The organism is Halomicronema sp. CCY15110 (assembly GCF_016888165.1).
Taxonomy (GTDB): Bacteria; Cyanobacteriota; Cyanobacteriia; order Phormidesmidales; family Phormidesmidaceae; genus Halomicronema.
In genome coordinates this window covers 40,359-56,179 of sequence record NZ_JACSWC010000425.1, presented here as the reverse complement: position 1 = coordinate 56,179, position 15,821 = coordinate 40,359, and the positions used below count along the sequence as shown (strand labels likewise).

The window sequence follows — 15,821 nt, the reverse complement described above, 5'->3', positions numbered from 1 at the left end:
CGTGCCGTCTAAGTTTTATTTTGATCCACAGCACCCAAAGCCAACAATGTTTGACGCTGAGCCGAAGTCAGCCCAATCACATCGGTAATGTTCATGCCTTCGTAGGGGCGCTGGGGTCTCAACGTGTTGATACAAGTTCCTGTGGCGACATTCCAGAAACGGATGGTTTCATCTTCGCTGCAACTCGCCAGGGTTTCACCATCGGGGCTAAAGGCGACGGTCCAGACGGGGCGGGTATGCTCGTCCAAAACTTGTAGGCATTTCCTCGAAGTTAGGTGCCACAAGCGCACGGTACCGTCATCGCCGCCACTCGCGAGTAGCTGACCGTCGGGGCTAAAGGTGACTGAGCGAATCCGCTGGGTATGCTGGGTCAGGGTGTGGAGACAGTCGCCTGTTGCTAGATCCCAGAGTTTGAGGGTGCGATCGCCGCTGCCGCTTGCCACCCACGACTGATCTGGATGAAATGCTACCGACAACACCCAGTCCATATGCCCTTCCAGGGTTTGCACACAGACTCCTGACTCAATTTCCCAAATCTTCATCGAATGGTCATCGCTACCGCTGGCAACCAACCTGCCATCGGGACTGAAGGCAACGGTTTTGACCCGGTGCAGGTGTCCTTCCAGGGTTTGCAAGCATTCGCCCGAGGTGACATCCCAGAGCCGTACAGTATGGTCATGGCTGCCGCTGACCAGAATGGGCTCTCGGGAACTGAACGCGACCGACTGTACCCAGCCCGTGTGTCCTCGCAAGACCCGCAAGCAGTCCCCGGTTGCAGCATTCCACAGGTGAATAGTGGCATCGTCGCTGCCGCTAGCTAACCGATCGCCTGCTGGGCTGAAAACAACGCAGGAAATCTGGTTGGTGTGTCCAGCCAACTGCCGCTGACAGGTACCGGAGGTAAGCTGCCATAACCGAATCTGCTGCTCCTCCCCACAACTGGCGAGGGTCTTACCATCGGGGCTGAAGGCAATCGACTGTATCCAGTTGCTGTAGGCGGTAAACGTTTGGCAACAGCGCCCCGTCTCCACCTCCCAGGCCTTCACCGTTTGGTCATTGCTGGCGCTGACCAGCGATCGCCCATCCGCACTAAACACTGCTAGCCAAACGCTGTGGGTATGCCCCAGCAGCGTTCTCAAACACTCGCCCGTAGCCACATCCCAGAGCTTAATGCTCTTATCTTCGCTGGCGGTGAGCAGTTGTTGTCCGTCCGGGCTGAAGGCCACTGACCAGACTCGACTCGAATAGTCAGGCAGGGTTCTCACGCACTCTCCTGTCACCAAATTCCAAAACTTCACAGTTTTGCCATCGCTGCCCGTCACCAGGGTTTGACCATCGGGACTGAGATCCATCGCCAAAGACCAGTTGAGGGGAATGTTCCAGCTATGGTGGCGATCGCCGCTCTCAAAATCCCATACCGCAACGGTTCCGTCTTGGCTACCGCTGACTAAAGTGCGTCCATCCGCCGTGAATTTGAGGGAGAGAATCCGATCGCCATGTCCACTCAAAACCCGCTGGCAATGGGCTGTGGCCACCTGCCATACGCGAATCTCCCCATCGCTGCCGCCACTCACTAGATACTCACCGTCCGGGCTGAAGGCCAGCGTCTGAATCCAGCTCCCCGGACAAGCAAGTGTCTTGAGACATTGTCCGGTTTCGGCATCCCACAGGCGAATCGTTTCGTCTCGGCTGCCGCTGGCAATGATTGTCTGGTCATAGTTGTAGGCTAAGCACAGAACCCAGGCGGTGTGCCCCTGTCCAGAAAACAGTTGCTTGCCCTGCCAAACGTCCCAAACCACCAACTCGTTGCTAATTGCTGTCACCAGCTGCTGTCCATTGGAATGAAAGGCTACTGCCAAAAAGCCCCCCAGGGTTTGGGCAAAGACCGAGCGGCTGAGGTCGGCTCCGCTAAAGTTGGTAGCTGGCAGGGCAAGGTCTTGCAAGTAAACCTGCCAGACGGATAGCTGGGAAAAATCGTAGCCAGTCAGGTCTAACTGCCAAGCGTGCATGAGGTTGATCAGATTGCCAGCAGCGTATCCCGGCTGGGGGTTCGCATGCAGGTGAGCGAGCAGGCGATCGCACTGCTCCCGAATGGCCGCTGCTGTTCCTAATCGAGACTTTACCTGCTGAGCGATGGGATTGATAATGACGCGCCGCTGGGTTTGGCGAATGTAGTCTTTCGCGTTGGCTTCCATCAGTGCCAGGGTATTCAAAAACTCAGCCATCGCAGAAAGATCGGTCCCGAAAGCTTCAACACAGCGAGCAATGATTTGCTCGGTGACGTATTCCATCACGACGGGCTGCTGGGTAAAGGTATGGGTCGAGTTCTCCTGCTCAATCAGCGATCGCCGCTGTAGGGCAGTCAGAGCTGTGAGCAGCTCGCGAGTCGCAATCGTTGGCACCAACTTTTTCTGCAAGTCAGCTAAGGATACCGGCTCACGGCAGATGGCTAACCACTGCATCAACTGCCATTCGAGCGACGAGAGCCGATTTACCTGCTGCGCCAGGAGATCAGCAATATCGCCAAAGACAACGGTATCTTCCGCGAGAAAAGCAGCCACATCCCCCGCAAAAAGATCGCGAATGGTGGCGATCGCAATCTTGATGGCCAGGGGATTACCCTGGTAGCGATCGATCAGGGGTTCACCGACAGAAGCCATGATGCCTTGATCTTGTAAAATCTGACGAGCCGTTAGCGGCTCTACTCCTTTGAGCTGGTAGGACCGAATCGGTAAAGCAGGACCCTCTTTAGCACTGAGGCCAATCGGCTTTTCACGGCTGGTCAAAATGACGCAGCTGTGATGAGGACTTTCGCTCAGGCTCCTGATTAAATGGCCGTAGTCCTCATAGCCAGACCGGTAAGCTCCCTGGGTCTGCTCTGCTTCCAAGATGGACTCCACATTGTCCAGCACTAAGAGAACTCGCCGCGTTTGTAAGTCTTGCAGTAGGGCTGTGATGCTGCCATCAATGGTGACGGGCACCTCTGAGCGTTGTTGTTGCGATAGGGTCAGCAGCAAATCGTCTAAAAGGTGCTGAATGGGAGGCGCATTGCGCAGCGATCGCCAGATCACCCCCTCAAACTGAGGGGCCAGTTGCTGCGCCAGTTTGACCGACAAAGCGGTTTTGCCGATGCCGCCCATCCCCAGCAGCGTAATCAAGCGACACTGATCGGAGATTATCCAGGTTTGTAGCGTTGCCAATTCTGCTTGGCGGCCATAAAAGGCTGAGACATCAGGTGCTTCTCCCCAGCTATCGATGACATGTTTGGATGGAACCGGCAGTTTCGGAGAAGGCTTTGGTGGAGGCTCTGCCTGAGGCGACGGGGACACCACACTTCCGGCTACATCTTTCGACTTCGCAGGACGGTTGGCTTCCCAAACCGCATCAAACTGCCGCAGGTTACCGTCAATATCAAACCGGGGCGACCAAAGATTAAGCGCAAAGTGCCAAACTTCTGATCCCTGCGTAGCCGTTCGTAGATCTTCTAAGATGCCAACGTGATCAGCAAAGCGCTTCAGCCCTTCCTTAATATGGTTACTTTGCAGAGGTGGTAGCGTCGGGGATAATCGGTTCAACTCTTCCAGATATCGCACCTTGGTCCTGACGATCAGCCGCTTCTCGCTTTGCCAGTGACTTTCGATTTGGGAGCCGAGGCGATCGCACCCTTCAATCTCATCGTTGGCATAGCTCAAAATTGCTTGCAACAATGCTCTGGTTCTTTGATGTGCCCGCGGGCCGTAATTAGGTCTAGCCACGGATTAACGGCACTCCTACTCGTGAAAAAAGCGAAGAGTGGTTTTGAAAGACTCACCATCTGCCAATTTAAGGGCAAGATACTCTTCATATTAAAATCTTGCAAGAGAGAGTCACTCAGACCCGCATACCCGTGAAAAAAAGCTTCCACAATGGGAAGCGTTGGCTAGGAGGTTACATCGACGTAGCAAAGCTAGGTTTCGATGTAGCCCTTGCGAAGCTTCTGCCGAATGAGATCTTGATATGCGGTCTGGGCCGCTGTTGTCGTAAGGAAGGCCTTGTCTTTTACCGCTCCAGTCGTGCCCATCCGCCCATATCGTGTTTGGAATCCTAAACCATCGGGATGCATGGCGATTTGCCAATACTTAAATGAGTTTTGGGCTGGATCAATGTACTCGAAACGGCGCATAGACGAGGGACTGCGTACAGACAAGGGAGGATTGGCCTGCGTGAAGCCTGAAGATTGCCAGGGCTGCATCATATTGCCTTTCAGCCAATCACTGCTGGCCTGAATATAAATCTGGCTGCGGTTATTGAAGCTGATGTTATTGATCGTCTTCTGGTCAAATTCGCTATCACAAACGGCCAGGATGCGCGTTGGTGTAATGGTCTGCATCAATACCTCGGTCAGACCCGCACTGGGTTTGTAAAAGCCTTGCACATCTACCTCCTCCCAGTAGCCGCTATCGGGAGGCACGCTCTCGGTTAACTGCGTTGATTGCAGCTTGCGGAGTGTTGGGAATCCCCCCGCTGCCGATTCGCTCAGCAAGTAGCCGTAGCATCCGACGCCATTGGCGCAGACTGCAAAATGACTTACTGGTGCGATCGCCATTGTCCGAATGCAGCGGGACAGCATCACCTCGGCATCAAAATAGCCCTGATGCTCCAGCACGGCAATTTCAAAGCCGTTCTTCTTGTAGTCGTTCAAGATGTCTCCAATGCTGGATGAGGCATCAAGAATGTTGCTCATTAATATCAATAAATCGGTCATGGTGAATTTCCTCATGCGAAAAATTGGGAGTGCAGCAGGGCCACACTCCCAATCGGGTCAGATTCAGATGTCAAACACCTGGTGAACTTGGGGGTCGCTCAGGTCGCGAACGTGAATGGTCAGGTCGCTGAAGCGTTCCAGGACACTCGTATTCACGTAGCTGCCGACCAGTAGCGTGTAAACCTTGAAGTTCAGTCGTTGCTGTGCTTCCCGCCATCTCTTCGAGAAGCCTTCGGTCACATCGGCCTCGCCGTCCGTGATAAACACCACGTCGGCTTCTTTGAGGTCAGCGTGCTTCTCCAAGGCATCGAGGGCTTCAGAAAGCGGTTCCATAAAGTTGGTACCGCCGCCGTATTGCCGATCAGCCAGATCAAGGCGCTCGGCTGGGGATGCCGTCAACGGGTCAATGTCCTTGACATAGCGCACCCGCGAGTCATACAGAATCACCCGTGCCTTGCGGTTCTGGCTCTGAGCAATGCCGACTAGGGCCAGCATCAGACCTGTCGATTCCACCTCGTTTGGCCCATCCATCGAACCCGACTTATCGAGGCAGATCACGACGGGGCCTTGTTGCCCCTCATCGCTGCTGCCATCGAACTCCTGCTGAATCAAAGACTCCTCAGCGAAGTCTTTGAAGAACTGCGTCCGCACCGCGTCGAGGGCGACTCGCACCAACTCCGAGGGAGCTAGTTTGGCGAGATTGTTGCCCATGCTGGTATCGGCAATCTGGTCGGGTATTTGCTTAGAGCGCTTTGCCCCTTGCCGGAGAGCGGCGATCGCCTGGAAGCGACCGGCAGCTTCAGCGATTTGCCGGAACCGCTGATCACTGATCAGACGTTGGGCGACGCGCTCCTTCTGCTGAGCAGTGCCGGGGCACTTGAGGGTGCCCAAGCCATCCCCCCAGCCGAAGCCAATCAGGGCCATGCGCTGCTCATATACCCCGTTGAGGGCTTGATACACCGCATTGGCGATGTCCTCGGCCATTGCTGCGCCAATCTTCTCGGCGTAGGCTTGGGCCGCTTGATCGACTCGGCCCATTTTGACCTTGAGCTTCTGAAGGTCTTTCTTCAGCCCAGCAATGTCAGTGCCCAGTTGGTCCACCTGCTGCTGTAAAGTTGCCAACCGTTGCGGGTCGGTCTCGGCCTGTCGCTCCAGACTCAGCTTCTTGTGAGCTTCCTCCCGCGCCGTGAGTTCGGCTTGGAGGCGCACGAATTCGGCCTCCAGGTCTTCAGCCTTTTGTGGGTTGAAGCTGCGGGGGGGGTGGGGTAATTCCCCAATGGCCCACTCACAGAGTCGATGAGTCGCTTCCCCCGCTGCCAGTTTGTTGTTCCGGCAGGCAATTTGCAGTTCACCAATGTCCACCGACTCATCGATGAGCTGGTGGAGCACATGCGCCCACAGCACTTCGGGTCGGAGCTGGTCATGGGGAATCGGTTGAGGGGCCGTGTAGAGGCGGTGAAAGACCTCCTCAGCGAACAGCCCCCAGCCCTTCATCCGTTGCTCGCCAGCCTGGATTGTGGCGGCAACATCGGGAAAGGAGCGTAAGTAGTCCTGCCAAGTATCCCGATCCCACTGGGACACGGTATAGCAAAGCGTGGTCACTTGCGATGACCAGTTGGGATTGATTTGTTGGATTGCAAACGTCATGGGTTCTCCTTTAGATAACGGCTTGGAAGTTGCGATCAGTGATTTGTTGGCGATGCGTTTCGAGCTGGGTGATCTTTTGGTCAATCACCGTCAGCGCATCCTTGATTTCCTGGGTCTGCGGCATCTGACCTAGACCCTGCTTGAGTCCTTGTAGGTTAGTCAGGGCGATCGCGACCTTGCCGACCGCTGTATCAGCGTCGAAGTCTCGCATCGCTGCGATGGCGTTATCTAGTACCGGATCAAGGTTCTTGCTGAGTTGAGATCGCCCTTTCCCTTTCGATGGTTTGAGCTTCTGCAACGCTCTCAGCTTCCGGTCAATCACCGAAATTTGTTGGGTGTCCGTCCACAGCACATGCTTGAGGACGGCGAAATCAGCGCCAGTGACTTCGCTGTTGCCGTTGAGGTAGGCAGTGGCTTGCAGCAGGTCGATGCAGTTGCCCCACCGCCGATCCGAGGCATGAACATCCTCAGCAGCTAGCTCCTTGCGCAGGCGAGCGATCGCCTCCTGGGCTTCGACCGAGAACTCGATGGTTCGCACCGCTGCCTGCATCTGCTGAAGCTCAGTGATGCTCAGAACCGTGGTGATAAACGGACTCTCGCCTGTTGCCCGACGCCGGACAAACTCCAGAAAATTGGAGTCTGACTGCATCCAGTCCACTTCGATGCGGAACAGGAAGCGGTCTAGCAGCGGTGCCAGGGCTTCGGTCTGAAGCTGCGAGATACTGTTAGCCGCACCAAATAGACTGATCAGCGGCATTTCGCACATCTCGCCATCGTTGAGGAATAGCCGTTCCTCCATCGCCGTGTAGAGGGCGTTGAGGATCACGCTGTTGGCCTTGTCGATTTCATCCAGGAAGGCCAACGGCTTACCCGGCATGAAGTTCTCGAAGGCCCGACATAAGCGGTCATGGGGTAGCTCCGACACCTTAATCGGCCCAAAGAGCTGATCCGTGGTGGTGTCTTTGCCGAGCTGTACCTGGAAGCACCCGCCAGAGATAGCGGATGCAATGGCCCGCACCAGACTGCTTTTAGCCGCGCCCGGTTTGCCAAAGATCAGCGTGTGTTGGCGGGTTAGCAGTGAGAGCAGAATGATGCGGATCAGGTCTGCCCTCTCAAGAAACATTTGGTTTAATTCCTGCTCCAGCCGCAACAGCTTGTCGCGAGGGGTGCAGGCTGTTTTGCTTTTAGACTTGGTTCTAGGCATAGTCGTTTGCCCATATAGGTCAGCCCTGCGCGGCGATAGCCTGAAAAAGAAACAGCCACCCGATCACGGATAGCTGCGTCGTTTCAGAGCTATTTAGCATGAGGTCATGCCGCTGCGGCGATGCCTTCGAGCACGGTCGTCAATTCATCTGGCGTGAGTGTTTCCACTTTCCGGCGTCGAATCGCCATAAGTTGTTTCTTAACGAGGCGCTGACGCTCATCAACGTCGGTGATGCCTGCCCCATCAAGTGCTGCTGAGATAGCCGCTCTCGCATCGGTCGGTTCATCATCGTCGTTAGCGTCATCGACAGTGGTTCCAGGCTCGATAGGCTCATCATCTCCATCGTCGTCATCGTCATCGTCTTCAACGACAGCGATTTCAACGGTTTCGACTGCCTCAACCTCATCGGCTTCTTCGTGAACATCATCGACCACTTGTGGATCATCGTAGGTCTCACGAATCGCGGCTAGAACGTCGTCTAGCTCGTCTGTAGAGAGGTCTGCGGCTTTGCGTCCGCCCAAATGGTTCACAGCGACGGCCCGCCGATCCTTGATGCTCGTCACTCCCAGCTCATTGAGCAGGTTGGAGATTTGCTGAGCATTGGAGGGCTTTGGCGGCAGGACTGTGCTCTCATCAGTGAGTGCAGCTACGGGCGGGATGCCTAGCTCCTGGCCGCGCAAGATTCGCGCGATCGCCTGTTCCTTGTTTTCGAGGTCACTGAATAATCCGCTGGCGTACAGGATTTCGCCAACTTGGATGAGATCAGCGAGGGGAGTCTGAGTGGTTGCGTTAGGGTTCATAGTCTTAAATGCAAAATAAATTTCATGGTTCCTGCGCCCAAGCGCATAGGAAAACGACACCCCTGACAGTCCAGAGATGCCGTTTCGCTTTTGCCGTTTGAGGTCGCTAGTCGATACTGACCCCGCCAACAGTCGTGGCGGCTTTGCGCTGGGTCGGGACTTGCTCTGATAGGGCTTCACTGCACCGCTGGGCGAAGCGAAGGATCAGGTTGTTGTCCGTGATGCGCGGTTGCTCACTCCTGATCTCGTCAAGCAGGTTTCGAGCAATCTGAACGGAGACGTGGTGACGCTTACGGCCCCAATCAATCAGCAGTTGATCGATCAAGCTCTGCATCTCCTCATCGTTGAGCTGGTCAGCGGTCTTGCCGTCTGCCATCTGCTTCACCTGCGCCAGGGTATGCTCAGTGCGTCCGATGATTAGTTGAATGCGATCGCGATTGAGCTGGCCCTGGTCACGGGCCGCTTCGCCGCCGCCAGGCACTCGCTCCAGATGAGCTGCATTACCGATGTCTTCCTGGGGTTCCCAGTCAGCATCGATCGTCTGGATTTCAGAGTGTTCGACAGCGAAGAAATTAGAAGCATTTGCCGCTAGAATCACCGATCCGACGAATGCCCGTTTCTGGCTCATCTTGTCGATGGTATTCACCTGATCGAAGATGCGCTCATTGGGCACTTTACCCTGTTGCTGTGAGGTGATTTGAGGATCATCGCTGCGGAACTTGGCATTGCAACCACCGCTCTTGCTGTGGCAGTACCACCCTTTGTCGCCCGTTTGTCGGTCCTCATACTGGCTGCGCTTGATCGCCGCCGCGCCACACTGAGGACAAACCCGCTGAGCGGTGCGGTAACGATATTTTTCCTCCCAGGAGTTGCAGGAACCCACACATTCGGCAACGATATGGCCTTCGCGGTTTTTCAACGTGCATTTGTACTCAAAATTGAAAAAGGGTTCACCGAAATCGTTGCCCGTCCAGTCCTTAATAGCTTCCAGTCGCTCCAACGACTCCCGCAGGCCGAACAGGGTGGCAATCTTCTCGGCCCCCGGCTTAAAGAGAATCGGTTTATCGCCGCAGCCCTGGATTTTGCCGTAGTCGAGGCCATCTCTTAACGAGTGCTGCATAAAGAGCACCAGTGTGTTGTAGTGGTCAATGGCTCCATTGACCTGCTGTATCCCGCGATCGGGAAGTTGCATAATTGCGTTCGTCATCGCCATGATTCCTAAAAACTTCACTGGCGGCATGGCGATAGCCGAATCGGTGCCTCGTCTCGGATCCGAAAAAAGTCTGCATCCCTGAAGATGCAGAGAGGCAGCTTTGGTTTTGATGGCAGGTAGTCGCTTCGACGTGATTGGCAGTGGTAGCACTGCGCCCGGATGGGCGACCGTCAACGCTTCAGGCGGCACGAGGCACTTTGACCTGATGGGGAGAACTGAGCAGTGGCAGTGGTCATCCCTGGCCCTTCGGTCTATTGCCTCAGAGCGTTAGCGCAACAGGCTTTTGACGATCTCGTTAGCATGAGCAAGTTCGAGCCGTGCCGTTCTCAGGCGCATCAGGTCGCGCCGCATTCGACATTGAAAATCGGTCTGCGGGTCGCTCAACATTTGCTGAGCGGTCGGGGACAACTCTATTACAGTGGCGATCGCTTCCAGTTGCTCGTGCAGCGATCGCAGCTCGTCTCGTCCGGGCATGATGCGCTCGGATGATTGTTTGGGAGGGGATTGATATAAATACATAGCCGTTCTGAATAAACTTCAAAACGGCTACGCAATAGCGGGCTATACAAACGTCTGCAAGTAGTCAGCAAAGTGAGTCGCTGACCGCTTGTTTTTGATAATCTTGCCCTCGAATAAGAACAGCCCTTCCCAATCGGGATTGCTGCGGCTCCAGTCCACGGCTGCCAGCCCCGATAGGTCGGGAGCCTGACCGGACTCGCCGATGAGCTGCTGACCCAGTAGGCCCAGAGCTGATAGCGTAATCGAGTGGAAACAGATGTAGTCCTGCCGGAGGGGGGGAGCATTTACAGATTGCTCTTGCTCCACCGCCGCCAGCAGGTCGCGCCACTGAGGGATGGTCTCAGCGATCGCCTTCCAGTAGCCAGCCGCAACGCTATCCCAATCGTCCTCTGGCACGTTCGCCAGCAGCTCCCGGTTCGCATCCCGCCAGCCATTCAGGGTGAATAGATCACCGCTGCGCTTGGGGAGCGTGGTGCGTTCCAAGTTGGTGTACCGCTCCACCCACGGCAGGACCAGCAGGTTTCGCGTTACATCAGCCAAGCGATCGCGCTCGTCAAATAGAGTCGCGATTGATTTGCTCGGCTTAGAAGCATTGGCGTTGATGTCGAGGAACACCTTATGGCGAATCTGGTTGCCTGTATCGGGCAACAGCATCACGCCCACGGTTTCATCGTTAAGCATCGCCGGAGCTTCGAGGTAGGCTTGCAGGAATCCGGCGGCGCGGTGCTGCCCGTCTCCCAGCCAAAACCGAGAGTCAGAAGGCAGGGTTAAACGCCCTGCGCCCTGGCAGACTTCATCAAAGTCATATTCCTCGCAGTCCACCGAGAGCACTAGCGGCGGCAGGATGTAAAAGCCCTCATCCGGCAGCACCTCACCCAAGATGTATTTCTTGAGCTTTCGTGCTCGACTCGGATTGAGTGAGCGTTGGGCCAGCGATCTGGGGTCATGCTCGGCCCGGTCGAGGAACTCGGCAAACATGCGCTTAATGTCCTGAACGGTCAGATTGAGCATCCAATAAGGGCGACCGCTTTGCTGCCCCTCGACCACGGAGAACTGATATTCAGCGTCCGGGTCGATGATGGGGAATAGATGATCAGGGTATTTATCGGCAGTAGTCTGAGTCATGGGGTTCTCCTTTAGTTAGTGATAGGGGTAGTGGGTCGCTTTCCGGTTAAACCTTTCCACTTCAGAGCAAAGGCTTCCTTCGTGATGCGGCCCTGCTTTTCTACGGGATAGTTGGGCGTCACAATGAACGTTTCTTCCACGCTGGGGCGGATTTCCTTCGTGCGCTCAATCGTGACCACGCGCCAGGACAGAGACAGCAAGACAGGAGCAATCCCAGTTGCTTCACCAATGCGTTCCAGCAGGCGTTGGCATTCTTGGCGAGTACCTTCAAAGACGCGATCGGTTTGGCGGATCAATCCTTTTGGCTTCCAGATGCGGCGCACCGCATAAACGGCCCAGTCTTCAATGCTTGTCATCAGGTCTTGGTACGCCTGCAACGCCGCCGTATTGCCGTCCTGCTCCAGCAGCTCTAAGACCGTGAATTTGCTGGAGTAGAGGAACTGGGTAGGATTGAGCGCCAAGGCATTCTGCTCGATGAAAGCAGCATTGGCCCCCTCCTCTGGCTGGCTCCAATAGGATTTCAGCAGCAGTGAGCGACCGCCACTGGAGCAACTGAATGGGCAATCCGTACAACTGCTTTTGCGAATCCGCGCCTCATCCCGGCTCACGCCATAAAGCGCCACGATGGTGACGATGTTGAACTCATCGACTGCCGCCCGATCCATGCCGTACTTGGTAATCAGCGGGAAGCTAAAGACCTGCTTGCGCCAGGTGGAAACCTCCGCACTGATGCGGCTCTCCTCATCGGCGTTGTAGCCAATCTCGTAGGCATAGCCCTGATTACCCATTGAGCGATCGCTCTTGGCCCGGTGGGTCTCATCGGCGTTGTAGCCAACGTGATAAGTGGGTTCGATGCCATCAGAGCCATAGCCTTCACTCCGGTTCGCCCGTCCCACTTCATCGGCGTTGTAGCCAATCTCGCGCTTGTAGGTTGCCATTGGGGAGACGGCAAACAGATGGCGCACGATCGCGTCAATCACCTCGCCCTTAAAGCGCAACGTGCAGGTGCGGGCACCCTTGCGGCGTTGCGGCACAATGCCGTTTCGCAGCAGGTGGCGATCCAATGTCCAGCCGAGGCGTTGAGCCACACCCTGATAGATGCGCTGAGGCTGACGGCTGCATTCATAGATAATCCAACCCTCGGCTGAATAGTCAGACATGCGACCACATTGAATGGTCAGGATGTTGTGCTGCCGTAGTAGGGGCAGGATAAACCGCTGCACTTTATCAATAGTTTCATCCCACTCCCGACCGACCAAAGACGTGATGACGATCAGGTTTTCGAGCGGAAAGCCCCTTTCTTCGTCCGTTTCGCTCAGGTATTTGAGCAGCAGTGCGGTTGAGTCCGCGCCCAGGCCGTAGCTGAGGATGACGGGTTGACCGCTTTTGACTAGGGAAGCTTTGTCAGGTTGCCAGCCAGGGAAGCAGAGCAACCTCAGATCGACATCTGTGATTTGTTTGAGCTTTTGTAAATTGTCGTCCCACAGATACAATGGCTCTTGGCGATCGTTGCCTGCGGCAAGTGCGACATCCACCTCAATCTCTCGCACAGCTTCCAGATTGAGGGCAGGCGGAGCAATGTGAATGGACATAAAAATGCATCTCCAGATAATTCTAGAGATGCGATGCGATAGCAAAATAAGAGAGCAGGGGAAGCCCAGGCTAACGGACTTGCCGAATTTTGTAGACAACCATAAATTCACGCGCATCCTAGTTTTGTCTTATCGGGAAACGTTTCCCGATAGATAAGACGGCAGGCTGAATGCGACTCGTCTCTGGCTAGGAGCAATTGAAAAACTTGATCATTTAAAGCAAAATAGTGCCTACTTGCCTGATCGACTACGAACCACAAACCACCCTAACGGAGCTTCAGGTGTGACCAAAATTATTGCTGTCTTCAATCAGTCAGGAGGCGTCATGAAGACCTCCTTGACAATGAATATTGGATACCACTTAAAGCAGCGCAAACAGTCTGTGCTATTGGTTGACCTCGATCCGCAGGCTAGCCTCACTGCCTTCATGGGGCTAGAACCGGCTGATCTGGAACAGACTATAGCTAACGCTATCCTTAAAGATGAGCCAATTCCAATACACAGAGACATTCATGGAATGGATTTGGCTCCATCTAACATCATGCTTAGTGCTGCTGAAATTCAGTTGTCATCAATGATGTCTCGTGAGTGGAGGCTCAGTAAAGCCTTAGAGTCTGTTAAGGCCGAATACGATTTCATTTTGATAGATGCCCCCCCTAGCTTGGGGGTTTTGAGCGTACTTAGTCTAGTTGCTGCCACCCACGTTCTTATTCCTGTTCAAACTCAGTATAAGAGCTATAAAGGAACTGAATTGCTTCTAGACACAATTCAGCAGGTGAAAAGTAACGTTCGTCCGGACCTGAGGATTGCAGGCATTGTCCCTACAATTTATGCTGCAAACAATGCTCAAGATAAAGATATTTTGTCGGCTATTCAATCGCAGTTATCACAGGTTGGAATGATTCATCCGCCTGTTCCAAGAGCTACGGCATTTGCGGATGCGTCTATGGAGCATTTGCCGTTAGCGCTTTTTAGTCGTAAACATGCAGCAACTAAAGTTTTAGACGATATCGCCAAAAGCTTGGTAGAGGATTTAGATGACTAGAAAACGCTCCACAGTTCCACAAATGCGAGGCGTCTCGGCCTTCTTGAGCACTGCACAGCAACCACACACTTCGGAATCAGGATGTTCACTTCCAATCCAAAAAATCCGTCGGCCCAAAAAACAACCTCGCAAATACTTTGACCCGAACAAACTCGAAGAGTTGATTCAATCAATCAAAGATGATGGAGGCATTCTAGAACCAATTTTGGTTCGTCCACTTGATGATGACAGCGAAGATGGCCTTTATGAATTGGTAGCAGGAGATCGCCGCTTACGAGCCGCTGAAGCACTTAATCATGAATTTGTACCAGTTGTCATCAAAAGATTGTCGGAAAAGCAAGCTTTTAAGATTGCTCTTATTGAAAACCTCAAGCGAGAGAACTTGAACCCGCTGGAGGAAACAGAGGGTGTTTTAACTTTACTGACTGAAGAATTGTGTTGCAGTGTTTCTGAAATCCATGAAATTTTGACCCAGGCAGCAACAGCAAGCAAAAAAAATACAGTCCTGTCGGAAAACGTTTCCCGACAGATGGAAGTCATTGAAGCAGTGTTGTCGTCAACGATCGCCATTACCCCTGAAAGCTTCAGAACGTCCCGACTACCTCTACTAACGCTGCCGGACAGAATCCTTGAGGCGCTTAGACAAGGCGCACTAGAGTACACGAAGGCTAGAGAAATCGCAAAGCTGAAAGACGACAAGCTGCAGCAGGAGTTATTAGAGCGAGCGATTTTGGAATCACTGCCGATTTCTGAAATCAAAAAAGAGGTGAAAGCAAGTAGGCAAGGCACTACCGACGTTGAAACTCCATCAATCAGTATTCGATTGTCAGATCTTTCACGCAAGTACAAGCGTAAGCAAATTAGTAGCCCTGGGAAGCAAAAGCGTATCGAGAAATTACTCCAGCAAATAGAAGCACTCCTCGAAGATTGAGCAGGGGATAGATAGCCGATGCTACCAGGACTGACGGCAGACAGGCGCATAATGGCGATCTCACCAAAAAGTGTTAGGGAATAAAATAAGGGGTGGAATAGCAAAAGCATTCCCTAACAAAACGATGCCCTCAAAATCCCTGACCGACAAGCTTCTCCCCTCCCTCGCTGCCTGGAAACTGGCCGACCTGCGGGAACTTCAGGCTGCACTGGGAGGACTGATCGAAGCCCTGGAAACGCCCCAAGAACCCTCTGAACCTGAATCGGAGGGCGACGGCAGCAGAGATGAACCCAAACAGCGATCGCCGCAAGGATCGAGAGGCCACATTGAAGCGAAGTACATTCCCCGTGGCAATAAGAGGCATGGGCCGTACCTTTATCTGCGCTACTGGCAGGGAGGCAAGCTGCGGTCTAAGTATCTGGGGAAGGCGCAGCAAGGTAGGTAAAAATTTAGTGTAAGTATAGTGTAAGTGTCCTTGACATGAATATCGCTGGGCACCGATCACTCCGACTCAGGTTAGGAGGGGGTTGAATATTACACAAAGACTTACACTACAAAATTTCAGCCTAGTGTTATGCCTTGGCAGCATCAATACAGAAGTGCAGTCTAGGTATAGGCTTTTGAAAAATATCTCAAGCTCCCTCACCTTTGTTTCAATCCAGTCCCTCGTAGCAGAGGGATTTCAGCGACTCCCTACGGCAACTGCATTCCGCAAGCGAGCGAGTTTCAATTCAGTCCCTCGTAGCAGAGGGATTTCAGCTTGCTCAACGAAGCCACCAAAGCCCTGTTCGGGTTCGTTTCAATTCAGTCCCTCGTAGCAGAGGGATTTCAGCCCGGGAGTATTGGAAGGAAGAGTCCTAGCAGAATAGGTTTCAATTCAGTCCCTCGTAGCAGAGGGATTTCAGCGCGTAAGGGTGCCCTTGCGACCATTGCCAACAAAACGTTTCAATTCAGTCCCTCGTAGCAGAGGGATTTCAGCTTTTTTTTGTAGAGAATTGACC

The 15,821-nt window shown here is 53.8% G+C and carries 12 protein-coding genes and 1 CRISPR repeat array (1 of these 13 only partly in view); of the genes, 3 read left to right on the top strand and 9 right to left on the bottom strand.

The features are described from left to right. Nucleotides 1–8: 8 nt before the first annotated feature. The 9 genes from JUK32_RS23590 to JUK32_RS23550 all read right to left on the bottom strand — a co-directional run bounded on the left by JUK32_RS23590 (nucleotide 9) and on the right by JUK32_RS23550 (nucleotide 12,844). Nucleotides 9–3,755 (bottom strand): NB-ARC domain-containing protein, encoded by a 3,747-nt coding sequence (locus JUK32_RS23590; protein WP_309224615.1) that lies wholly within the window; start codon nucleotides 3,753–3,755, stop codon nucleotides 9–11. Nucleotides 3,756–3,946: 191 nt separating this feature from the next. After that, a complete protein-coding gene (locus tag JUK32_RS23585; RefSeq protein WP_204141322.1) occupies nucleotides 3,947–4,744 on the bottom strand; it encodes a WGR domain-containing protein in 798 nt (265 codons plus the stop codon). Between the two features lie 63 nt (nucleotides 4,745–4,807). Beyond that, nucleotides 4,808–6,391, bottom strand: coding sequence for a VWA domain-containing protein (locus JUK32_RS23580; protein ID WP_204141321.1), 1,584 nt, complete (start codon nucleotides 6,389–6,391; stop codon nucleotides 4,808–4,810). Nucleotides 6,392–6,401: 10 nt separating this feature from the next. Then, the gene (locus JUK32_RS23575; RefSeq protein WP_204141320.1) at nucleotides 6,402–7,595 is read right to left on the bottom strand and encodes an AAA family ATPase; all 1,194 of its coding nucleotides are present in this window, start codon (nucleotides 7,593–7,595) and stop codon (nucleotides 6,402–6,404) included. 104 nt (nucleotides 7,596–7,699) lie between these two features. After that, on the bottom strand, nucleotides 7,700–8,395 hold the full coding sequence (locus tag JUK32_RS23570; protein WP_204141319.1) for a hypothetical protein: 696 nt from the start codon (nucleotides 8,393–8,395) through the stop codon (nucleotides 7,700–7,702). A 106-nt stretch (nucleotides 8,396–8,501) separates the two neighbouring features. Next, nucleotides 8,502–9,602, bottom strand: a complete 1,101-nt coding sequence (locus JUK32_RS23565) for a hypothetical protein (protein WP_204141318.1) — start codon at nucleotides 9,600–9,602, stop codon at nucleotides 8,502–8,504. A 273-nt stretch (nucleotides 9,603–9,875) separates the two neighbouring features. Next, a complete protein-coding gene (locus JUK32_RS23560; protein WP_204141317.1) occupies nucleotides 9,876–10,082 on the bottom strand; it encodes a hypothetical protein in 207 nt (68 codons plus the stop codon). Between the two features lie 87 nt (nucleotides 10,083–10,169). After that, complete coding sequence (locus JUK32_RS23555; protein ID WP_204141316.1) at nucleotides 10,170–11,252, bottom strand: DNA sulfur modification protein DndB; 1,083 nt, start codon at nucleotides 11,250–11,252, stop codon at nucleotides 10,170–10,172. Between the two features lie 11 nt (nucleotides 11,253–11,263). After that, on the bottom strand, nucleotides 11,264–12,844 hold the full coding sequence (locus JUK32_RS23550) for a hypothetical protein (protein WP_204141315.1): 1,581 nt from the start codon (nucleotides 12,842–12,844) through the stop codon (nucleotides 11,264–11,266). 283 nt (nucleotides 12,845–13,127) lie between these two features. Here JUK32_RS23550 and JUK32_RS23545 point away from each other — a divergent pair, with 283 nt between their 5' ends. From JUK32_RS23545 to JUK32_RS23535, 3 genes are all read left to right on the top strand, one after another. Further along, nucleotides 13,128–13,889, top strand: coding sequence for a ParA family protein (locus JUK32_RS23545; RefSeq protein ID WP_204141314.1), 762 nt, complete (start codon nucleotides 13,128–13,130; stop codon nucleotides 13,887–13,889). Further along, a complete protein-coding gene (locus tag JUK32_RS23540; protein WP_204141313.1) occupies nucleotides 13,882–14,820 on the top strand; it encodes a ParB/RepB/Spo0J family partition protein in 939 nt (312 codons plus the stop codon). The genes JUK32_RS23545 and JUK32_RS23540 overlap by 8 nt, the downstream gene beginning before the upstream one ends. A 124-nt stretch (nucleotides 14,821–14,944) precedes the next feature. After that, the gene (locus JUK32_RS23535) at nucleotides 14,945–15,265 is read left to right on the top strand and encodes a hypothetical protein (protein WP_204141312.1); all 321 of its coding nucleotides are present in this window, start codon (nucleotides 14,945–14,947) and stop codon (nucleotides 15,263–15,265) included. A gap of 205 nt (nucleotides 15,266–15,470) precedes the next feature. Next, nucleotides 15,471–15,821: direct repeats of the CRISPR family, unit length 37 nt; unit sequence GTTTCAATTCAGTCCCTCGTAGCAGAGGGATTTCAGC; it runs 1,513 nt beyond the window's last position.

Coding starts and splice junctions, on each gene's coding strand:
- JUK32_RS23550 (WP_204141315.1), bottom strand. CDS start 12,844: ATGTCCATTCACATTGCTCCGCCTGCCCTCAATCTGGAAGCTGTGCGA.
- JUK32_RS23570 (WP_204141319.1), bottom strand. CDS start 8,395: ATGAACCCTAACGCAACCACTCAGACTCCCCTCGCTGATCTCATCCAA.
- JUK32_RS23575 (WP_204141320.1), bottom strand. CDS start 7,595: ATGCCTAGAACCAAGTCTAAAAGCAAAACAGCCTGCACCCCTCGCGAC.
- JUK32_RS23560 (WP_204141317.1), bottom strand. CDS start 10,082: ATGCCCGGACGAGACGAGCTGCGATCGCTGCACGAGCAACTGGAAGCG.
- JUK32_RS23540 (WP_204141313.1), top strand. CDS start 13,882: ATGACTAGAAAACGCTCCACAGTTCCACAAATGCGAGGCGTCTCGGCC.
- JUK32_RS23585 (WP_204141322.1), bottom strand. CDS start 4,744: ATGACCGATTTATTGATATTAATGAGCAACATTCTTGATGCCTCATCC.
- JUK32_RS23555 (WP_204141316.1), bottom strand. CDS start 11,252: ATGACTCAGACTACTGCCGATAAATACCCTGATCATCTATTCCCCATC.
- JUK32_RS23535 (WP_204141312.1), top strand. CDS start 14,945: ATGCCCTCAAAATCCCTGACCGACAAGCTTCTCCCCTCCCTCGCTGCC.
- JUK32_RS23565 (WP_204141318.1), bottom strand. CDS start 9,602: ATGACGAACGCAATTATGCAACTTCCCGATCGCGGGATACAGCAGGTC.
- JUK32_RS23580 (WP_204141321.1), bottom strand. CDS start 6,391: ATGACGTTTGCAATCCAACAAATCAATCCCAACTGGTCATCGCAAGTG.